Genomic DNA, 19,669 nt, shown 5'->3' on the forward strand with positions numbered 1-19,669 from the left:
GAGCGGGTTTACCCGCGAAGGGGCCAGCGCGGTCAATCGACCAACTGAGCCTCCTTCAACGCCCCCAGCGCCTCCAGCCAGCGCGGCTGCTGGCGATAATCGGTCCGCGCAAAACCTTGCCCGCGCATCCGCGCAATCCGCGGCGATGGCTTGACCTTCATGCGCTGCGCCGCACTCAGTGCCAGCTCTGCTGCCGCCCGGTCATTGCACACCAGGCCCATGTCACAGCCGGCGCTCAACGCCGCCTCGATACGGCTGGCCGCATCACCCACCACATGCGCACCGGCCATCGACAGGTCATCACTGAAGATCACCCCGTCAAAGCCCAGCTCGCCTCGCAAGATGTCCTGCAGCCAGCGCCGGGAGAAACCGGCTGGCTGGTTGTCGACCTGCGGGTAGATGACGTGCGCCGGCATCACCGCCGCCAGTTGCCCACTCAGCCGCGTGAACGGCACCAGGTCGGCCTGGCGCAGCTGCTCAAGGCTGCGCTCGTCGGTGGGAATGGCCACATGCGAGTCAGCCTCGGCCCAACCATGCCCCGGGAAGTGCTTGCCACAGGCAGCCATGCCCGCCGCGTTCATGCCGCGAATGAACGCCCCCGCCAGTTGCGTGGCACGCAGCGGATCACCCTCGAAGGCACGGCTTCCGACCACGGCGCTACGCTGGTGGTCCAGGTCGAGCACCGGGGCAAAGCTGAGGTCCAGGCCAACCGCCAGCACCTCGGTCGCCATCAGCCAACCGCACTGCTCCGCCAGGTACTCGGCGTTGTCATTGTCGGCCAGCGCGCGCATGGCCGGCAGGCGCACGAAGCCCTGGCGCAAGCGCTGCACGCGACCGCCTTCCTGGTCCACCGCCAGAATCAGGTCGGGGCGGATGGCGCGGATCGACGCGCACAGCTCGCGCACCTGACGCGGGCTGTCGATGTTGCGGGCAAAGATGATCAGGCCGGCCACTTCGGGTTGGCGCAGCAAGTGACGGTCTTCGGCGGTCAGCCATTTACCGGCGATATCCACCATCAGGGAGCCTTGCAGGCTGACGGTCATAGGTAATCCTTCATTGCAGAACGAGAGAAGCCCAATCAGGGCATGCAGCCTCTGCGACCTGCACCGGGCAATGCACCCCGATACGGTCGAACAGGCCAAGCAAGTCAGTGTTGCGCAGGCGTATGCAGCCATGGGACAGCGCTACGCCCATGGGTTCCGTATCCGGGGTGCCGTGCAGGTAGATATAGCGGCGGAAGGTGTCGACCGCGCCCAGGCGGTTGACACCAGGTTCGCAGCCGCTGAGCCAGAGAATGCGAGTCAGTATCCAGTCGCGGCCGGGGTACTGCGCGTGCAACGCCGGCGACCACACCTCACCTGTCCAGCGCCGCCCGGCCAGTACTGCATTAAGCGGCAGGCCCGCGCCGATCTTCGCCCGTACCTGGTGCAGGCCACGCGGTGTGCAGCCCGAGCCATTGCGCTCGCCGGCACCGTTGCGCGCCGTGGAAACCGGCAGGCGCACGCGCAGTTGGCCACGGGCAAAGCCATACAGGCATTGGTCGGCGAGGGAAATGTGCAGCAGGTCGAGATCGGGCATGGGCGCTAGCTTAGCCGAAGCGCCCTGCCCCGCCCAGCCTTCAGGCTTTGGCGGTGATAGCGGTAGTCTTGGTGCGTGGGCGCAGCTGCGCCGTGGCCATGGCCTCGTCGGTGACACCGCTGTCGGCACGCATGCCTGCAGCCAGGAACGGTACCATCAGGCGCATCACCTGCTCGATCGAGGTGTTGATGCCGAAGTCAGTCTCGGCAATTGCCCGCAGGGCCTTGATACCGGACATGCTGAAGGCGGCGGCGCCCAGCATGAAGTGCACGCGCCAGAACAGCTCCAGTGGCGGAATGCGAGGTGCGGCCTCGTTGACCAGCAGCATGTAGCGGCGGAACACCTTGCCGTACATGTCTTCCAGGTAACGCCGCAGGTGGCCCTGGCTCTGGCTGAAGGCCAGGCCCAGCAGGCGCATGAAGATCGACAGGTCATTATTGCTGCGAGGCTGTACGGCCAACGCCTGCTCCACCAGCATTTCCAGCAGCTCTTCGAGGCTGGGCTTGTGCTCCGGCTTGGCCTGGCGACGCTCCAGCTCCCGCTCGAGGCTGGCGCAGAATGGCCCGAGGAAGCGCGAGAACACCGCCTGGATCAACGCCTTCTTGGAGCCGAAGTGATAGTTGACGGCCGCCAGGTTGACCCCGGCCTTGCTGGTAATCAGCCGCAACGAGGTTTCGGCGAACCCCCTTTCCGCGAACAGCTGCTCGGCAGCATCGAGAATGCGTTCAACGGTTTCCGATTGGGCCATGACTACTCCGCGTACTCCGCCAGACAAACAAGTGTTTGAAACATACGTTTCAGCCCTGCTTCTGTCAAGGCTCGGTGACCGGGCGGTCGCCATTTAAAAACGCCAGATCGCAGGCTGCAAGCGCCACCGCTCATGTTTATTGCGGCTTTTGGCTTGCAGCGCATCCAGTACTGTATATAATCCCAGTCACTGTACAAAAAGACAGAGCGCTCACCATGTTGAAACTGACGCCACGCCAAGCCGAAATTCTCGCGTTCATCAAGCGCTGCCTGGAAGACAACGGCTTCCCGCCGACACGCGCCGAGATCGCTCAGGAGCTGGGCTTCAAGTCGCCCAACGCCGCCGAGGAGCACCTCAAGGCCCTCGCCCGCAAGGGCGCGATCGAAATGACCCCGGGCGCTTCCCGCGGCATCCGCATCCCCGGCCTGGAAACCAAGACAGAAGAAAGCGGCCTGCCGATCATCGGCCGGGTTGCTGCCGGCGCGCCGATTCTTGCCGAACAACACATTGAGCAATCCTGCAATATCAACCCTGCCTTCTTCCACCCACAGGCCGACTATTTGCTGCGCGTCCACGGCATGAGCATGAAGGACGTCGGTATCTTCGACGGCGATCTGCTGGCCGTACACACCTGCCGCGAAGCCCGCAACGGTCAGATTGTCGTGGCCCGCATCGGTGACGAAGTGACCGTCAAGCGCTTCAAGCGTGAAGGCAGCAAGGTCTGGCTGCTTGCCGAAAACCCCGAATTCGCCCCCATCGAAGTCGACCTGAAAGATCAGGAACTGGTGATTGAGGGTTTGAGCGTCGGCGTCATTCGCCGCTGATCCAGGAGGCCTCATGCAGCAGTTCATTCACGCACCCGAGCAAGCCCAGTTGCCCCTGTTCGAAGCATTTCTCGCCCAGCCCGTACTACCGGGCCTGAAAGCCAGCGAGCTGGCGCGCAAGAGCAACCAGCCAGAACTGTTCAGCGAATTGTCGCTGCGCGGCGCCCCCGGGCACTGCCAAAGCCTGCTGGCACCGGTACTGCGCGAACTGAGTGAAGAGGACGAGACCCGCTGGCTGACCCTGATCGCCCCGCCGTCAAGCCTGACCCAGGCCTGGCTGCGCGATGCCGGCCTCAACCGTGAACGCATCCTGCTGCTGCAACCTCGCGGCAACCAAACCCCGCTGCAACTGGCCTGCGAAGCCTTGCGCCTGGGCCTCAGTCACACCGTGGTCAGTTGGCTGGGCAACGTCAACGCCACCGCACGCCAGCAATTGCTGCGCGCTGCCAGTGTCGGAAACGCACAAAGCCTGAACATCCGCCTCGGCTGATGTTCAGGCTTTGCCTGTCACTTGAAAAAACCTGATGCCCTGCTGCACCTCAGTGCAGCACGCGCGGCCCTTCATCACGCTCAAGCTCGCCATCCATCAGGCGACCTGCCATCTGCACACCCACGCTGAGCATGGCCTTGGCCACTTCTACATGCTGGCCCTGCAGGAACGCCTTGGCGTCTTCCGAGAAATCCAAGGTTACCAGGGAGCCTTCATCCTCGGCGCGACGCAGTTCGATGCGGCCATCAGGCAACTCGACAATTTCCAGAAAAGACGTAGACATAAATGGCAGTTCTCCGCGAAAGGCCAGCATTGTACCAGCCGTAACGGCTATCAGCACTCACTCAACGCGTCGCGGAAACGTCTCACCAAGCCCTTGAGGTTGTTGCGCCAGCTTTCCAGCTCGGCACGCGACAGCGCAGGATGCTCGGGCTCATCGAGATTGACGGCCTGGATCAATGGCTGGGTGACGTCGGTCTTGGGCGCTTTTCTGGCGACCGGTGGTCGGAACAAATCGGCATAACTACCCAGCATCTGCGCCAACCAGGTTTCGCGTTGGCGGGCCAATTCCAGCAACTCGGCCACTTCCGGTATGGCGATGCCATTGAGCGCATCGTCGGCCAGCGCCTGCTCGACCGTTGCTACAACCGGCAAGCGGTAAAAGCCACCGATTTCATGGCACAGCCCCAGCAGCGCACCATACAGGTGGAACAGCGCCGACTCGCGCTCGGCCTGGACCAGGCCCTGGGCATTCATGGCCTGGCTTTGCTCAGCTTTGGCCATGGACTCCAGGGCGAGGCCAGCAAAGAACAGTTTCTGGTTGGTGCGGGTGTAGAGTTCCTGGGCCATCTCTGTGCCCTCCCATGAGGCTGCAAGGCGGATGTGTGCATCATAAATGATTGGGGCCGCTTTGCGCCCCTTCGCGGCACAAGGCCGCTCCTACAAGAAAACGCGATCCCTTGTAGGAGCGGCCTTGTGCCGCGAAGGGGCGCGAAGCGGCCCCAATCAAAGCACTGAAAGATCAGCGCTTGTCTTCGACCTTCCACGCATTGCCGTCGTAGAACGCCTTCCAGCCGGTCGGCTTGCCATCGACTTCGGACTGCACGTACTGCTCCTTGGTCTTGCGGCTGTAGCGGATTACTGTCGGGCGGCCTTCCGGGTCTTTCTGCGGCGCATCGCACAGGAAGTGGTACTTCGGATCGATCTCATGCTTGTGCGGCACGATCTCCATCACCAGCGGCGCACGGGTTTCGCGGTTTTTCGGGAACTGGCTGGCGGCCAGGAACAACCCCGAAGCGCCGTCACGCAGCACGTAAGTGTCGTCGACCTTCTCGCACTTGAGCTCCGGCATGTCCACCTTGTCCATCTTCGGTGGTGCCGCCTCGCCGCTCTTGAGCAGCTTGCGGGTGTTCTTGCAGGACGGGTTGGTGCAGCCAAAGAACTTGCCAAAACGGCCGGTCTTCAACTGCATCTCGCTGCCACACTTGTCGCACTCCAGGCTCGGCCCTTCGTACCCCTTGATGCGGTAGCTGCCTTCTTCGATCTCGTAGCCAACGCAATCGGGGTTGTTACCGCAAATGTGCAGCTTGTGCTTCTCATCCAGCAGGTAGGCGTCCATCGCCGTGGCGCAGATCGGGCAACGGTGCTTACCCAGCAGCACGCGGGATTCCGATTCACCCTCGTCGTCAGCGGCGATCTCGTCACCCGGCACCAGGTTGACGGTGGCCTTGCAGCGCTCTTTTGGCGGCAAGGTGTAACCCGAGCAACCCAGGAACACACCGGTGGACGCGGTGCGAATCATCATCGGCCGGCCACATTCCTTGCACGGAATGTTGGTCATGGTCGGCTGATTGGCACGCATGCCGTCTTCGCTCGACTCGGCGGTTTGCAGCTTCTTGCTGAAGTCGACGTAGAACTCGTCGAGCACGTTCTTCCAGTCACGCTCGCCCTGGGCCACGTCGTCGAGGTTCTCTTCCATGTCGGCGGTAAAGCCGTAGTCCATCAGGTTGGAGAAGCTTTCCGACAGGCGCTCGGTAACGATGTCGCCCATCTTCTCGGAGTAGAAGCGGCGGTTGTGCAGGGTCACATAGCCACGGTCCTGGATGGTCGAGATGATCGCCGCATAAGTCGACGGGCGACCAATACCGCGCTTTTCCATTTCCTTGACCAGGCTGGCTTCGGTGAAGCGCGCCGGTGGCTTGGTGAAGTGCTGGCTCGGGTCGATCTGAATCAGCTTCAGCGCTTCGCCCTGGACCATCTCTGGCAGCACGTCATCTTCGCCCGGCTTGCTCTGTTGCGGCAGCACACGGGTATAACCGTCGAACTTGAGGATACGGCCCTTGGCACGCAGCTCGAAGTCGCCGGCAGCCACGGTGACGCTGGTGGACAGGTACTGCGCCGGGGGCATCTGGCAGGCCAGGAACTGGCGCCAGATCAGCTCGTACAGGCGCTCGGCGTCTCGCTCCATGCCACTGAGCTTGGTCGGATGGGTATTCACATCGGAAGGACGAATCGCTTCGTGCGCCTCCTGGGCCCCTTCCTTGCTGCCGTATACCAGCGGCGCCTCCGGCAGGTACTGCTTGCCGAACTCGCGCTCGATATAGCTGCGCGCCATGTCCAGGGCGTCGACCGACAGGTTGGTCGAGTCGGTACGCATGTAAGTGATGTAGCCAGCTTCGTACAAGCGCTGGGCCATCATCATGGTCTTCTTCACCCCGAAGCCCAGGCGGTTACTGGCTGCCTGCTGCAAGGTGGAGGTAATGAACGGTGCCGACGGCTTGCTGCTGGTCGGGCGGTCTTCACGCTTGACCACGCTGTAGCTGGAAGCCTTGAGCTTCTCCAGCGCGGCCATGGCCTGGGCTTCGTTCAGCGGTTTGAACGCCTCGCCCTTCTCGCGCGACACCTCGAAACGCACCTTGGCGTTCTTGGCGGTACCGAGGTCGGCGTGGATCTCCCAGTACTCTTCCGGGATGAATGCGCGGATTTCGCGCTCGCGCTCCACCACCAGCTTTACCGCGACCGACTGCACACGGCCAGCGGACAGGCCACGGGCAATCTTGGCCCACAGCAGCGGCGAAACCATGTAACCGACCACACGGTCGAGGAACCGCCGCGCCTGCTGGGCATTGACGCGGTCGATGTCCAGCTCACCCGGCTGCGAGAAAGCCTCCTGGATGGCCTTCTTGGTAATTTCGTTGAACACCACGCGCTTGTAGCGGGTGTCGTCACCACCGATGGCTTCGCGCAGGTGCCAGGCAATGGCTTCCCCCTCGCGGTCCAAGTCGGTTGCGAGATAGATGGTGTCGGCATCCTTGGCCAGGCGACGCAGCTCTTCGATCACCTTTTCCTTGCCAGGCAGGATCTCGTACTTGGCCTTCCAGCCGTGATCCGGGTCGACGCCCATGCGTGCCACCAGCTGGCGGCGGGCCTTTTCTTTCGGCGACAGCGCCGGAGCCTCACCCGCGGCCTTGCCACGCTTGGCGGCTGGCTCTTTGCTTGCGCTGGCCGAACCGCTGGTGGGGAGGTCTCGGATATGGCCGATACTCGACTTCACCACGTACTGGTTGCCCAAATACTTGTTGATGGTCTTGGCCTTGGCCGGGGATTCCACAATGACCAGCGATTTGCCCATGGATCGGAGTATTCCTGAATCTGAAAATGAAAAACGCGTCAGGTGCCACACGCGGCACCGCTATATATAGTGGCAAAAGTGTGAGGTCAAGCTCGGACGTTCACTCGTGCGACTTGCCCAGCAACCCAGGCAGCCCCTCTTCGGCCTTGACCAAAGCAAAGCGTGGCACCTGCTCGCCGTCAACCTCGACAGACTCCTGGAACATCAAAAGGGGGCGCACCCAGAAGCTGTAATCACCATACAGGCATTGGTAGAACACCATCCACTCTTCGTTTTCGGAGTGCCGTGCAACACTGAAGACACGGTACTCAGGCCCTTTGTAATGCCGGTATACGCCTGGTTGTATCTGCATGTTGCCCACCCTCCTGAATAAATCCTGTAAAAACAAAACCGGGGCACAAGGCCCCGGTTGCTGTCCCGCTACGCGATCAGACGCGTTCGAAGACAGTGGTGATACCTTGGCCGAGGCCGACGCACATGGTCGCCACGCCCAGGGTACCGCCATTCTGCTTCATGACGTTGAGCAGGGTGCCGGAAATGCGTGCCCCGGAGCAACCGAACGGGTGGCCCAAAGCAATGGCGCCGCCGTGCAGGTTAACCTTCTCATCCATCTTGTCGAGCACTTTCAAGTCTTTCAGCACTGGCAAGGCCTGTGCAGCAAAGGCTTCGTTGAGCTCGATGAAGTCGATGTCGGCCATGGTCAGCCCGGCACGCTTGAGCGCTTTCTGGGTCGACGGCACCGGGCCATAACCCATGATCGCCGGGTCGACACCCGCTACCGCCATCGAACGGATCACCGCCAATGGCTGGATACCCAGGTCCATCGCACGCTGGCCGGACATGACGATCATGCACGAAGCGCCGTCGGTGATCTGCGACGATGTACCGGCAGTGACGGTACCGCCTTTCGGGTTGAACGCGGGCTTGAGCGACGCCAGGCCTTCGAGGGTGGTTTCCGGGCGAATGGTTTCGTCGAAATCGAACACCTTCAGGAAGCCGTTCTCGTCATAGCCCTGCATCGGGATGATCTCGTCCTTGAACTTGCCTTCGACCGTGGCCTTGTGGGCCAACTGGTGCGAACGCAGGCCGAACAGGTCCTGCTGCTCACGGGTGATGCCGTGCATCTTGCCGAGCATTTCTGCAGTCAGGCCCATCATCCCGGAAGCCTTGGCAGCATGCAAGGACAGGTGCGGGTTGGGGTCGACGCCGTGCATCATGCTGACGTGGCCCATGTGCTCCACGCCGCCGATGACGAACACATCGCCGTTACCGGTCATGATCGCCTGGGCAGCGGTGTGCAGTGCGCTCATCGACGAGCCACACAGGCGGCTGACGGTCTGCGCTGCAGACGTGTGCGGGATCGGGGTCATCAGCGACGCCATGCGGGCGATGTTCCAGCCCTGTTCCAGGGTCTGGTTGACGCAGCCCCAGATCACGTCCTCGACTTCCTTCGGGTCGACCTTGTCGTTACGTTCCAGCAGCTTGCTGATCAGGTGCGCCGACATGTCTTCGGCGCGGGTATTGCGGTGCATGCCACCCTTGGAGCGGCCCATTGGCGTGCGACCGAAGTCGACAATCACCACGTCTCTTGGATTCAGGCTCATATCAAATCTCTCGCTCTAGCTCGTTGACCGCTCAGTTGAAGAAGCGCTGGCCGTTCTTGGCCATTTCACGCAGCTTCGCAGTCGGGTGGTACAGCGGCCCCAGATCGGCGTACTGATCGGCCAGGGCGACGAATTCGGCCACACCGATCGAGTCGATGTAACGCAGCGCACCACCGCGGAAGGGAGGGAAACCAATGCCATAGACCAGGCCCATGTCGGCTTCGGCGGCGGTTTCGACAATGCCGTCTTCCAGGCAGCGCACGGTCTCCAGGCACAGTGGGACCATCATCCAGTTGATGATGTCTTCGTCGGTGACTTCACGCTGCTCGAACACGATTGGCTTGAGCACGTCCAGCACGGCGGCGTCGAAGACTTTCTTCGGCTTGCCGCGCTTGTCGGTTTCGTAGGCATAGAAGCCCTTGCCGTTCTTCTGGCCCAGGCGGTTGGCCTCGTACAGCGCGTCGACGGCCGAGCGGCGCTCGTCCTTCATGCGGTCCGGGAAGCCTTCGGCCATCACGTCACGCCCGTGGTGGCCGGTGTCGATGCCGACCACGTCCATCAGGTACGCCGGGCCCATCGGCCAGCCGAACTTTTCCATGACCTTGTCGATGCGCACGAAGTCGACACCGGCACTGACCAGCTTGGCAAAGCCGCCGAAATACGGGAACAGCACGCGGTTGACCAGGAAGCCCGGGCAGTCGTTGACCACGATCGGGTTCTTGCCCATTTTCTTGGCGTAGGCCACGGTGGTGGCGACCGCCACTTCACTGGACTTCTCGCCACGGATCACTTCCACCAGCGGCATCATGTGCACCGGGTTGAAGAAGTGCATGCCGACGAAGTTTTCCGGGCGCTTGAGCGCTTTTGCCAGCAGGTTGATGGAGATGGTCGAGGTGTTGGACGCAAGGATCGCATCCTCTTTCACCTGGCCTTCCACTTCGGCCAGCACGGCCTGCTTCACTTTCGGGTTCTCGACCACGGCTTCGACGACGATGTCGACATTGGCGAAATCGCCATAGGACAGGGTCGGGCGAATGGCATTGAGCGCCTCGGCCATCTTGGCCGGGGTCAGGCGGCCCTTGTCGACGCGGTTGCCGAGCAGCTTGGAGGCCTCGTTCAGGCCCAGCTGAATGGCTTCCTCGCGGATATCCTTCATCAGGATCGGGGTGCCCTTGACCGCCGACTGGTAGGCGATGCCGCCACCCATGATGCCGGCGCCGAGCACGGCGGCCTGCTTCACGTCGTGGGCGATCTCGTCATGCGCCTTGGCCTTGCGCTTGAGCTCCTGGTCGTTCAGGAACAGGCCGATCAGGCTTTCGGCAACCGAAGTCTTGGCCAGTTTGGCAAAGCCTGCGGCTTCGACTTCCAGGGCCTTGTCGCGGCCGAAGTTGGCGGCTTTCTGGATGGTCTTGATGGCTTCGACCGGGGCCGGGTAGTTCGGGCCGGCCTGGCCGGCGACGAAGCCCTTGGCGGTCTCGAAGGCCATCATCTGCTCGATGGCATTGAGCTTGAGCTTTTCCAGCTTGGGCTGACGCTTGGCCTTGTAGTCCAGCTCGCCACTGATGGCGCGCTTGATCAGGTCCAAGGCACCGGCCTGCAGCAACTCAGGGGCGACCACGGCGTCGACGGCACCCACTTTCAGGGCGTCTTCGGCACGGTTTTCCTTGCCGGAGGCGATCCACTCGACAGCGTTGTCCGAACCGATCAGCCGCGGCAGGCGCACGGTGCCGCCAAAGCCAGGGTAGATGCCCAGCTTGACTTCTGGCAGGCCGATCTTGGCGCTGGTGGACATGACCCGGTAGTCGGCGGCCAGGCACATTTCCAGGCCGCCGCCCAGGGCGATGCCGTTGATGGCCGCAACGGTCGGCACTTCGAGGTCTTCGAAGGCGCTGAAGATGCGGTTGGCTTCCAGGTTGCCGGCGACCAGTTCGGCCTCGGGCAGCTTGAAGTTGTCGACGAACTCGGTGATGTCGGCGCCGACGATGAACACGTCCTTGCCACTGCTGACGATCACGCCCTTGACCGAGGCGTCGGCCTTGATGGCATCGACGGCCTGGCGAAGCTCGTTCAGGGTCAGGCGGTTGAACTTGTTGACGGACTCACCCTTGAGGTCGAACTTGAGCTCGACGATGCCACTTTCAAGAGCCTTAACCGTGATGGCTTTACCTTCGTAAATCATCAACTGATCTCCACGATATGGAAGCTGAACTGTACACGCCGATCGCTGCAGCAGAAGCAGGCTTAGCTGCCCTGCCCCAGGCACACCCGTCAGCGCGCTAGTCGGAAGTATGGCTTGGCGTCATGACATACAAACGCTCAATTCATACGCCCGTTTGATTTGGGTGTGCACACATTCTCCGAAAAGATCAGCGTTGTCAAATGCTCACGAGCACGGCGAAAACGCGACTTTCCAGTCACTTTGTATCGTCCGGGTACAAAACATGATGACAGTGATCGCCGACCATTCATGTCAGCGATTGACCACGCGCGACTGTATTCTGCTGCGACATTCGGCTTGCGCGGCTACACAAGGCGGCTACACTGCCACCTGCTTGAATGAATACCCGGCCTGCCTGGCCTTTTCTGCGCAGCAGAACGCAAAGCGGCGACTTGGCACCCCATCCCTTCAGGGTTATGCCAAGCCGCCGCTTTGTCGTTTAAAGCCCTGAACGCCTACGCCGTACCTGTAGGAGCAGCCTTGTGCTGCGAAGAGGCCGATACGCCCGGAACATCTCTATCAGGCATACCGGCCTCTTCGCAGCACAAGGCTGCTCCTACAGGTACGGCGTGGTCCCGCGGGGTTTCAGGCCAGGGTTTCGAGGACGTAGGCAACATCCTGCAACACAGCCGTATCGCCCCGTTCAGTCCAGTACAGGGCGATCATCCGCGCATCGGCTTCGACCTTGTAGACGCTCGCCGGCAAGCGCGCCAGGGGCTCAATGAAGCGCGGATCTTCGCAGGGCTCGCGCCACTGGTTCCACCACACCCCCGGGCTGATCTGCCAGAAGCTGAAGCTGTCCTCATGCCCGCGACGCCGTGCCCGATGGTACTGCGGGCAAGGGCTTGGCGGCTCCTTTTCGAGCCAGTGCGGCCACTGCTGCGGCGCCAGCTGCATGGCAAGCCCCATGCGCCGTGCCTCCAGGCGCAGCTTCATCTGCTCGCTCTGCTTGCGCGAGCTGCGCAGCCAGGAAAGCGGGCTGAGAATCAGCGCAAGGATTGACACCACCAGCAATACCGTCATATCAGTAGTTCCCATAAAGCGTTGCAAATGAGCTGGTTAGCCATTTTTCACGGAAGACCCGCCCGAAAGCGACCATACTTCTTCTATCGCGATTGCCAGGAGTACCGCTCATGCAATACGAACATTTGTTGGTCGCCGTCGACCTGACCGAAGAATGCGACCCGGTGATCAAGCGTGCCATGAAGCTCGCCGAGCCCTCAGGCGCCAAGGTGTCCCTGGTACACATCGTCGAGCCGATGGCCATGGCATTCGGCGGTGACGTGCCCATGGACCTGTCGCAGCTGCAACAGCAACAGTTCGACCAGGCCAAGGAGCGCATGGAGCGCCTGTTCAACAAATACCCGGGCATCCAGCGCGGTGATTCGCACCTGACCTATGGCCAACCGCGCCAGGAAATCCACCAACTGGCCAAGGACCAGAAGTGCGACCTGATCGTGGTCGGCAGCCATGGCCGCCATGGCCTGGCGTTGCTGCTGGGCTCCACGGCCAATGACGTGCTGCATGGTGCACCGTGCGATGTTCTGGCGGTGCGGTTGCAGAAGAAGGAATGATTTAACCTGTACCGGCCCTTTCGCGGGTAAACCCGCTCCCACAGGTATTGCGCCGCACTCAATAGCGGCGCGACCCCTGTGGGAGCGGGTTTACCCGCGAAGAGGCAGTATCAGGCTATCGCCGATCAGCCTTCCAGCTCGGCCCAGCGCTCTACCAGCGCATCCAGCTCACCCTGCAGCTTTTCGATCTTCGCGAGCACTGCGGAAGTTTCAGCAATCGACCGCTGGTAGAAGCCCGCCGCATTCACTTCTTCCTGAGCCTCAGCCATGCGTTGCTCAACCTGGTCGATCTGCCCTGGCAGCATCTCCAGCTCACGCTGCAGCTTGTAGCTGAGTTTCTTCTTCGAAGCTTCTTCCGCCACCGGCGCAGCCACTGGCGCGGGCTTGTCCTCGACTTTCTCCACCACTGCACTGTTGAGCGCAGACTTGCCGCCTTTGCTCTCGGTCACGCCCAGCAGCTTCGGCGAGCCACCCTGGCGAATCCAGTCCTCGTAGCCGCCGACGTACTCACGCACCTTGCCCTCGCCTTCGAACACCAGGGTGCTGGTGACGACGTTGTCGAGGAAGGCCCGGTCGTGGCTGACCATCAGCACGGTGCCCTTGTAGTTGGACAGCACTTCTTCGAGCAGTTCGAGGGTTTCAACGTCCAGGTCGTTGGTCGGTTCGTCGAGCACCAGCAGGTTGGCCGGCTTGCTGAACAGCTTGGCCAGCAACAGGCGCGCACGCTCGCCACCCGACAGTGCCTTGACCGGCGTGCGGGCACGCTGGGGGCTGAACAGGAAGTCGCCCAGGTAGCTCAGCACGTGGCGGTTCTGGCCGTCGATCTCGATGAAGTCACGGCCTTCGGCCAGGTTGTCGATCACGGTCTTTTCCAGCTCGAGCTGGTGGCGCATCTGGTCGAAGTAGGCCACTTCCAGCTTGGTGCCGCTCTCGACCTTGCCCGAAGTGGGTTCCAGGCCGCCGAGCATCAGCTTGAGCAGGGTGGTCTTGCCGGTGCCGTTGGCGCCCAGCAGGCCGATACGGTCCTGGCGCTGCAGGACCATGGAAAAGTCCTTGACCAGCATCGGCCCTTCGGGGTGATGGAAGCTGACGTTTTCCAGCACCATCACCTGCTTGCCGGATTTTTCTGCCGACTCGATCTGGATGTTGGCCTTGCCCTGGCGTTCGCGGCGCTCGCCACGCTCCACGCGCAAGGCTTTCAGCGCACGCACGCGGCCTTCGTTACGGGTGCGGCGGGCCTTGATGCCTTGGCGAATCCACACTTCTTCCTGGGCCAGGCGCTTGTCGAACAGCGCGTTGGCGGTTTCTTCGGCGGCCAGTGCGGCCTCCTTGTGCACCAGGAAGCTGGCGTAATCACCGTTCCAGTCGATCAGGCCGCCACGGTCCAGTTCAAGGATGCGGGTGGCCAGGTTCTGCAGGAAGGACCGGTCGTGGGTGATGAACAGCACCGCGCCGTTGAAGCTGCGCAGGGCCTCTTCGAGCCAGGCAATGGCACCGATGTCCAGGTGGTTGGTCGGCTCGTCAAGCAACAGCAGGTCGGGCTCGGACACCAGCGCCTGGGCCAGCAGCACACGGCGGCGCCAGCCACCGGACAGCTCGGCCAGGGTCTTGTCGGCCGGCAACTGCAGGCGGCTCAGGGTGCTCTCCACCACTTGCTGCAGGCGCCAGCCATCACGGGCTTCCAGCTCGTGCTGGACGTGCATGAGTTTTTCCAGGTCTTCGTCGTTCTGGATATTCATGCTCAGGTGATGGAACTGTGCCAGCAACTCGCCGACGCCATCCAGGCCTGCGGCCACAACGTCGAACACCGTGCGATCGTCGGCCACCGGCAGTTCCTGCGGCAGCTCGCCGATCTTCAGGCCTGGGGCACGCCAGACTTCACCGTCGTCGCCCTTCTGCTCGCCCTTGACCAGGCGCAGCATGCTGGATTTGCCAGTACCGTTGCGGCCGATGATGCACACCCGCTCACCACGAGCGATCTGCCAGGACACTTTGTCCAGCAGCGGCATGGCGCCGAATGCGAGGGACACATCGCTGAATTTGAGCAGGGTCATGTTGGTCTCCATAAATCGGGCGCGCATTCTACCTGACTTGGCCCTCGACGGCATCCGCTTGGCCACCCGACGAGCGCTTTGCGACATCTGGTCGAACTTAATATCCCGATACAAGCACAGTGCTTTCACCCGCTGCCGGCAAACGGCTAAGCTAAGGCAATTGCTTCCAAGTGTGCTGGCTCCGCCGTCACTTCCCCATGGTTCAACTGCCCGGACGTATCATGCGCAGCCGCCTGTTACATATTGCATCCTGCCTGCTGCTCACCGCCGCCACCTGCGCGGCGCAGGCCACCGACCTCATCCAGCAGCGCCAGTACTACGACGAGGCCAAGCGCGCGCTGGCCAAGGGCGACAAAGGCCCGTACCTGCGCTATGCCCAAGCCTTGAGCGACTACCCGCTCACGCCTTACCTGGCCTACGACGAGCTCACGGCCCGCCTCAAAAGTGCCAGCAACCAGGAGATCGAAGGCTTTCTCGCCAAGCATGGCGACCTGCCTCAGGCCAACTGGATGAAACTGCGCTGGCTACGCTGGCTGGCCGAACGCGGCGAATGGGACACCTTCGTCAAATACTACGACCCCAAGCTCAACTTCACCGAACTGGACTGCCTCAACGGTCAGTATCAGCTCAGCCATGGCCTGCGCGCCGAGGGCTACGCCACCGCCGACAAACTGTGGAACGTCGGCAAGTCGCAACCTGCCGCCTGCGACACGCTGTTCGGCATGTGGGCGGCCGAAGGCCAGCTGACCGAGGCCAAGCGCTGGGAACGCACCAAACTGGCGGCCCAGACGCGCAACTACGCGCTGGCCAACAACCTGGTCAAGACGCTGACCACCCTCGGCCCGCAGGGGCGCCTGCTGGTCGACGTGGCGCAGAAGCCTGAGCTGCTCAACCAGCCGTCGCGCTTCACCCCGGTCAACGAAGCCATGTCCGATGTCGTCAGCCTCGGCCTGCGCCGCCTGGCCCGGCAGGACCCGGAGCGGGCCATGGCACTGCTCGACGATTACGCCCAGCGCATGCACTTTTCCCGCGACGAGAAGGTGGCCATCGCCCGCGAAATCGGCCTGACCCTGGCACGCCGCTATGACCCGCGTGCGCTCGACCTGATGACCCGCTACGACCCCGAATTGCGCGACAACACCGTCAGCGAATGGCGCCTGCGCCTGTTGCTGCGCCTGGGCCGCTGGGGAGACGCCTACGAGCTGACCAAGCGCCTCCCCCAGGACCTGGCCAGCAGCAGCCGCTGGAAATACTGGCAGGCACGCAGCCTGGAGCTGGCCCAGCCGAACAACCCGCAGATCCCGCTGCTGTACAAGACCGTGGCACGTGAGCGCGACTTCTATGGCTTCCTCGCCGCCGACCGGGCGCAGACGCCATACCAGCTGAACAACAAACCGCTGCTGCTGAGCCCGCAACTGGTCAAGAAGGTGCGCAACACGCCCGGCATCCAGCGTGCACTTGAATTCCACGCCCGTGGCCAGATCGTCGAGGGCCGCCGCGAGTGGTACCACGTCAGCCGCCACTTCACCCGCGACGAAATGGTAGCCCAGGCACGCCTGGGCTACGACCTGCGCTGGTACTTCCCGGCTATCCGCACCATCAGCCAGGCGCAATACTGGGACGACCTGGACATCCGTTTCCCGATGGCCCACCGCGACACCCTGGTGCGCGAAGCCAAGGTCCGTGGCCTGCATTCGAGCTGGGTATTCGCCATCACCCGCCAGGAAAGTGCATTCATGGAGGATGCGCGCTCGCCGGTGGGCGCCAGCGGCCTGATGCAGCTGATGCCGGCCACGGCCAAAGAGACCGCGCGCAAGTTCAGCATCCCGCTGGCATCACCGGCGCAGGTGCTGAACCCGGACAAGAACATCCAACTGGGCGCGGCCTACCTGAGCCAGGTGCACAGCCAGTTCAACGGCAACCGGGTGCTGGCTTCGGCGGCCTACAACGCCGGGCCTGGCCGCGTGCGGCAGTGGCTGAAAGGCGCCAAGCACCTGAGCTTCGATGTGTGGGTGGAGTCGATCCCGTTCGACGAAACGCGCCAATATGTGCAGAACGTGCTGTCGTATTCGGTGATCTACGGGCAGAAGCTGAATTCGCCGCAGCCGCTGGTGGATTGGCATGAGCGGTATTTCGATGACATGTAAGGCCTGCTGAACCTGAACCGGCCTCTTCGCGGGTGAACCCGCTCCCACAGGATTCCCTTGTTCCTGAGAAGAATGGAGTACCAGTGGGAGCGGGTTTACCCGCGAAGAGGCCGGTACAGCAAACCCATCACTCCAGAACTTCCACCTGCATTCCTGCTTCAAGCCACCCACTGCCATCCACTGCCAGGTTCTGGCCGAACAGCACATCCCCTTCCTTCTCGCGGAAGGTCTTGAGCGTGACCATCGGCTCGCGGTCCGCACTGCGCTCCCCTGTTGCCGGGTCAATCGTGGTGAAGATGCACCGTACACTGGGCTTGAGCACGCGAAACTCCAGGCTGCCGATGCGAATCCGCTTCCAGCCATCCTCGGCAAACGGCTCCGCCCCCTGCACCACCAGGTTGGGTCGAAAGCGCAGCATTTCCATGGGCCGGCCAATACGCCGGTTGAGCTCGTCGAGCGAGCCCTGGCCAATCAGCAGCAAGGGGAAACCATCGGGAAACGCCGCCCGATCACTGTTGAAGCCGTAACCATTAGGCAGGTAACGCGCCCGCTGCTCCGGGCAATGTACCAGCCGCACGGCCTTGCCCAGCAACGCACTCAACCAGGCCGCCGCTGCGTCGCCGGCGTCCGGCACGCGCAGGGTGTCGCGCCAGATCGTCACACCACGCAGGGCGTCATCGGCAGCAGGCACAGGCACCCGCAACGGCGCCATACCGGGCGCCTGCAACAGCAGCTGGCCGTTGTCGTCATCGTGCGCCTGAACCTGGCCAAGTTGCGGCCAGGCTCGCTGGGTCAGGAAGCGTCCGTTTTCTTCCTCGACCACCATCCAGCGCCGGTCGCCCTGCAACCCCAACAGCCCCACCGGTGATGCCTGCAGGCTTTGCGCCTGGCCCGACTTCACCGGGTATCGATACAACTCACTGAGAAACATCCCTGCCGCCTCGCGTCATGCCAAAAGCCAAGCTTATACCTGGCTGGCCCAGCGATCACGCAGTGGCGGTATCCAGCAGCAGGCGTTGCTTGACCACATCGACCAGGCGATCAGGCTGGAACTTGGAAAGGAAGTTGTCGCAACCCACCTTCTTCACCATGGATTCGTTGAAGCTGCCCGACAGCGAGGTGTGCAGCACGACGTAGAGCTGGCGCAAACGGGCATCGCTGCGAATCTCGGTGGTCAGCCGGTAGCCGTCCATTTCGGGCATTTCGGCGTCGGTGAACACCATCAGCAGCTTTTCGCACACATCCTCGCCCGCATCGGCCCAGCCCTTGAGCATGCGCAACGCCTTCAGGCCATCACTGGCCACGTGCAGCTTCACGCCCAGCTGGGACAGGGTGTCGCGCAATTGCGCCAGGGCCACGCTGGAGTCGTCCACCAGCAGCACCTCGCGGCCGCGGGCACGGGCCAGCACCGGGTCGGCAAGCTTATCGCCGGAAACCCGGGCGTTGTACGGCACAATCTCAGCCAGCACCTTCTCGACGTCGATCACCTCCACCAGCTTTTCATCCACCTTGGTGATGGCGGTCAGGTAGTGCTGGCGACCGGCGCTGGCAGGCGGCGGCATGATCGACTCCCAGTTCATGTTGACGATACGGTCGACACCACCCACCAGGAAGGCCTGCACCGAACGGTTGTACTCGGTGACGATGATGGTGCTGTCCGGCCCCGGCTGCAGCGGGCGCATGCCGATCGCCTGGGACAGGTCGATCACCGGCAGGGTCTGGCCGCGCAGGTTGACCACCCCGCAGACGAAGGCGTGGCGCTGGGGCATCAGGGTCAGCTTGGGCAGTTGCAGCACTTCCTGCACCTTGAACACGTTGATCGCGAACAACTGGCGGCCGGCCAGGCGAAACATCAGAATTTCCAGGCGGTTCTCACCCACCAGTTGCGTGCGTTGGTCTACTGTGTCGAGAATGCCAGCCATTGGAAAACCTCCAGGCTTGAGTCAAAAAAGTGAATACATCCACCCTGTATCGGCGGTTTCACGCACACCTTGACCCTTGCGGGAAAATGCCGTGAAGGCAATTGATATCACTTTACCATCATGCTTTACTGCGGGCATTCCACGGCGAATCAACCGGGGCGAAAAAGTTCCCCACCTTAGCCCGACATCAGGGAAACCCTTAGCAGCAATCGGGTGCAACCTGATGTTCGCGATATCCTTTAGCCATTAATGTGACGCCATTCTCAATGCATGAATGGAGTCAGGCTTTTGCTAGCTATCGTTTCGGCGTGCCCGCCCCCTGCGCCTGCCCCACGCGCGGGGACCTGATCATGGACACTGCCTTATCGTTCGATGACGCCCTGCAGGGTTACCTGCTGGATGCCCAGGTATTGCTGACCCAGGCCCAGGAGTGCCTGCAGCATCTGGAACTGATCGACAACGATCCGGATGCCTGCCGCTGCCTGGACAACACCCTCGACAGCCTTGCCCGGCAGGCTACACGCCTGGGCCTGCGTGAAGTCGCCCATTACACCAACGCCCTGCAACAGTTGCTTGCCCCCGCCTGTCACAGCGGTTGCCTGCAACGTGAAGCCCTGCCCGCACTAGGGGCCTGCCTTACCTTGCTGGCCTGGCAACTGGAGCTGGTCGATACCCGTACCGGGCGGCTGAACCTGGACATCGGCGAGCAACTGGTGCTGCTGAGCGAGCTGGCCAAGGTCGTGAAGCAACCCTTTGCGCCAGCCTGTGCTTCCTGCGACGAGCACGGCAGCGTGTGCCTCCACCCGCATACTCCAGTGGCACGCGGCACAGGCACAGGCCGGTGGAATCCACCGTATTAACCTGACACAAAGTGCAACT

General features: G+C 62.3%; 18 protein-coding genes. 5 read left to right on the forward strand and 13 right to left on the reverse strand.

What is annotated here, in order from left to right; translation table 11 throughout:
• Positions 1-32: 32 nt before the first annotated feature.
• The 3 genes from nagZ to ABOC32_RS23620 are packed head-to-tail and all read right to left on the reverse strand — an operon-like array spanning position 33 to position 2,326.
• Positions 33-1,031, reverse strand: a complete 999-nt coding sequence (gene nagZ / locus ABOC32_RS23610) for a beta-N-acetylhexosaminidase (protein WP_172455937.1) — start codon at positions 1,029-1,031, stop codon at positions 33-35.
• A gap of 22 nt (positions 1,032-1,053) precedes the next feature.
• Positions 1,054-1,578: a L,D-transpeptidase gene (locus tag ABOC32_RS23615; RefSeq protein ID WP_234229441.1), complete on the reverse strand. Its 525-nt coding sequence runs from the start codon at positions 1,576-1,578 to the stop codon at positions 1,054-1,056.
• Between the two features lie 40 nt (positions 1,579-1,618).
• Positions 1,619-2,326 (reverse strand): TetR/AcrR family transcriptional regulator, encoded by a 708-nt coding sequence (locus ABOC32_RS23620; RefSeq protein WP_426809086.1) that lies wholly within the window; start codon positions 2,324-2,326, stop codon positions 1,619-1,621.
• Between the two features lie 215 nt (positions 2,327-2,541).
• Here ABOC32_RS23620 and lexA point away from each other — a divergent pair, with 215 nt between their 5' ends.
• A complete protein-coding gene (gene lexA / locus ABOC32_RS23625) occupies positions 2,542-3,150 on the forward strand; it encodes a transcriptional repressor LexA (RefSeq protein ID WP_426809087.1) in 609 nt (202 codons plus the stop codon).
• 13 nt (positions 3,151-3,163) lie between these two features.
• Positions 3,164-3,640, forward strand: a complete 477-nt coding sequence (gene sulA / locus ABOC32_RS23630; RefSeq protein ID WP_426809088.1) for an SOS-induced cell division inhibitor SulA — start codon at positions 3,164-3,166, stop codon at positions 3,638-3,640.
• Between the two features lie 49 nt (positions 3,641-3,689).
• Here the strand turns inward: sulA and ABOC32_RS23635 are convergent, their stop codons facing one another.
• From ABOC32_RS23635 to ABOC32_RS23665, 7 genes are all read right to left on the reverse strand, one after another.
• Positions 3,690-3,923 carry a hypothetical protein gene (locus tag ABOC32_RS23635; protein ID WP_004376430.1) on the reverse strand — a complete coding sequence of 78 codons (234 nt, stop codon included), beginning with the start codon at positions 3,921-3,923 and terminating at the stop codon, positions 3,690-3,692.
• A gap of 50 nt (positions 3,924-3,973) precedes the next feature.
• Positions 3,974-4,489 (reverse strand): DUF6586 family protein, encoded by a 516-nt coding sequence (locus ABOC32_RS23640; protein WP_426809089.1) that lies wholly within the window; start codon positions 4,487-4,489, stop codon positions 3,974-3,976.
• A 172-nt stretch (positions 4,490-4,661) separates the two neighbouring features.
• Positions 4,662-7,271, reverse strand: a complete 2,610-nt coding sequence (topA, locus tag ABOC32_RS23645) for a type I DNA topoisomerase (RefSeq protein WP_426809090.1) — start codon at positions 7,269-7,271, stop codon at positions 4,662-4,664.
• Positions 7,272-7,371: 100 nt separating this feature from the next.
• Positions 7,372-7,623 (reverse strand): DUF1653 domain-containing protein, encoded by a 252-nt coding sequence (locus ABOC32_RS23650; RefSeq protein ID WP_016485639.1) that lies wholly within the window; start codon positions 7,621-7,623, stop codon positions 7,372-7,374.
• A gap of 76 nt (positions 7,624-7,699) precedes the next feature.
• On the reverse strand, positions 7,700-8,875 hold the full coding sequence (fadA, locus tag ABOC32_RS23655) for an acetyl-CoA C-acyltransferase FadA (protein ID WP_426809091.1): 1,176 nt from the start codon (positions 8,873-8,875) through the stop codon (positions 7,700-7,702).
• A gap of 31 nt (positions 8,876-8,906) precedes the next feature.
• Positions 8,907-11,054: a fatty acid oxidation complex subunit alpha FadB gene (gene fadB / locus ABOC32_RS23660; protein WP_016500746.1), complete on the reverse strand. Its 2,148-nt coding sequence runs from the start codon at positions 11,052-11,054 to the stop codon at positions 8,907-8,909.
• A 624-nt stretch (positions 11,055-11,678) separates the two neighbouring features.
• Positions 11,679-12,116 (reverse strand): hypothetical protein, encoded by a 438-nt coding sequence (locus ABOC32_RS23665; protein WP_426809092.1) that lies wholly within the window; start codon positions 12,114-12,116, stop codon positions 11,679-11,681.
• A 110-nt stretch (positions 12,117-12,226) separates the two neighbouring features.
• Between ABOC32_RS23665 and ABOC32_RS23670 the strand changes: the two genes are divergently transcribed.
• Positions 12,227-12,667: a universal stress protein gene (locus ABOC32_RS23670; RefSeq protein ID WP_043198370.1), complete on the forward strand. Its 441-nt coding sequence runs from the start codon at positions 12,227-12,229 to the stop codon at positions 12,665-12,667.
• A 125-nt stretch (positions 12,668-12,792) separates the two neighbouring features.
• Here the strand turns inward: ABOC32_RS23670 and ABOC32_RS23675 are convergent, their stop codons facing one another.
• Positions 12,793-14,721, reverse strand: a complete 1,929-nt coding sequence (locus ABOC32_RS23675; protein WP_086974581.1) for an ATP-binding cassette domain-containing protein — start codon at positions 14,719-14,721, stop codon at positions 12,793-12,795.
• Between the two features lie 221 nt (positions 14,722-14,942).
• Between ABOC32_RS23675 and ABOC32_RS23680 the strand changes: the two genes are divergently transcribed.
• Entirely contained in the window at positions 14,943-16,868 is a 1,926-nt protein-coding gene (locus tag ABOC32_RS23680; RefSeq protein ID WP_426809093.1) for a transglycosylase SLT domain-containing protein, read from the forward strand.
• Positions 16,869-16,995: 127 nt separating this feature from the next.
• On the opposite strand, the gene ABOC32_RS23685 is transcribed toward ABOC32_RS23680, so the two are convergent.
• Both ABOC32_RS23685 and ABOC32_RS23690 read right to left on the reverse strand, forming a co-directional pair.
• Complete coding sequence (locus tag ABOC32_RS23685; RefSeq protein ID WP_426809094.1) at positions 16,996-17,799, reverse strand: MOSC domain-containing protein; 804 nt, start codon at positions 17,797-17,799, stop codon at positions 16,996-16,998.
• Positions 17,800-17,854: 55 nt separating this feature from the next.
• On the reverse strand, positions 17,855-18,790 hold the full coding sequence (locus tag ABOC32_RS23690) for a chemotaxis protein CheV (RefSeq protein WP_426809095.1): 936 nt from the start codon (positions 18,788-18,790) through the stop codon (positions 17,855-17,857).
• A gap of 350 nt (positions 18,791-19,140) precedes the next feature.
• Here ABOC32_RS23690 and ABOC32_RS23695 point away from each other — a divergent pair, with 350 nt between their 5' ends.
• A complete protein-coding gene (locus tag ABOC32_RS23695; protein WP_426809096.1) occupies positions 19,141-19,650 on the forward strand; it encodes a histidine kinase in 510 nt (169 codons plus the stop codon).
• Positions 19,651-19,669 lie beyond the last annotated feature (19 nt).

Origin of the sequence: Pseudomonas sp. WOUb67, from assembly GCF_050058005.1 — a bacterium.
Taxonomy (GTDB): Bacteria; Pseudomonadota; Gammaproteobacteria; order Pseudomonadales; family Pseudomonadaceae; genus Aquipseudomonas; species Aquipseudomonas putida_R.

Excerpts from the sequence above, each read along its gene's own strand:
- ABOC32_RS23615 (WP_234229441.1), bottom strand. The coding sequence starts at position 1,578 with ATGCCCGATCTCGACCTGCTGCACATTTCCCTCGCCGACCAATGCCTG.
- ABOC32_RS23620 (WP_426809086.1), bottom strand. The coding sequence starts at position 2,326 with ATGGCCCAATCGGAAACCGTTGAACGCATTCTCGATGCTGCCGAGCAG.
- lexA (WP_426809087.1), top strand. The coding sequence starts at position 2,542 with ATGTTGAAACTGACGCCACGCCAAGCCGAAATTCTCGCGTTCATCAAG.
- sulA (WP_426809088.1), top strand. The coding sequence starts at position 3,164 with ATGCAGCAGTTCATTCACGCACCCGAGCAAGCCCAGTTGCCCCTGTTC.
- ABOC32_RS23635 (WP_004376430.1), bottom strand. The coding sequence starts at position 3,923 with ATGTCTACGTCTTTTCTGGAAATTGTCGAGTTGCCTGATGGCCGCATC.
- ABOC32_RS23640 (WP_426809089.1), bottom strand. The coding sequence starts at position 4,489 with ATGGCCCAGGAACTCTACACCCGCACCAACCAGAAACTGTTCTTTGCT.
- topA (WP_426809090.1), bottom strand. The coding sequence starts at position 7,271 with ATGGGCAAATCGCTGGTCATTGTGGAATCCCCGGCCAAGGCCAAGACC.
- ABOC32_RS23650 (WP_016485639.1), bottom strand. The coding sequence starts at position 7,623 with ATGCAGATACAACCAGGCGTATACCGGCATTACAAAGGGCCTGAGTAC.
- fadA (WP_426809091.1), bottom strand. The coding sequence starts at position 8,875 with ATGAGCCTGAATCCAAGAGACGTGGTGATTGTCGACTTCGGTCGCACG.
- fadB (WP_016500746.1), bottom strand. The coding sequence starts at position 11,054 with ATGATTTACGAAGGTAAAGCCATCACGGTTAAGGCTCTTGAAAGTGGC.
- ABOC32_RS23665 (WP_426809092.1), bottom strand. The coding sequence starts at position 12,116 with ATGACGGTATTGCTGGTGGTGTCAATCCTTGCGCTGATTCTCAGCCCG.
- ABOC32_RS23670 (WP_043198370.1), top strand. The coding sequence starts at position 12,227 with ATGCAATACGAACATTTGTTGGTCGCCGTCGACCTGACCGAAGAATGC.
- ABOC32_RS23675 (WP_086974581.1), bottom strand. The coding sequence starts at position 14,721 with ATGACCCTGCTCAAATTCAGCGATGTGTCCCTCGCATTCGGCGCCATG.
- ABOC32_RS23680 (WP_426809093.1), top strand. The coding sequence starts at position 14,943 with ATGCGCAGCCGCCTGTTACATATTGCATCCTGCCTGCTGCTCACCGCC.
- ABOC32_RS23685 (WP_426809094.1), bottom strand. The coding sequence starts at position 17,799 with ATGTTTCTCAGTGAGTTGTATCGATACCCGGTGAAGTCGGGCCAGGCG.
- ABOC32_RS23690 (WP_426809095.1), bottom strand. The coding sequence starts at position 18,790 with ATGGCTGGCATTCTCGACACAGTAGACCAACGCACGCAACTGGTGGGT.
- ABOC32_RS23695 (WP_426809096.1), top strand. The coding sequence starts at position 19,141 with ATGGACACTGCCTTATCGTTCGATGACGCCCTGCAGGGTTACCTGCTG.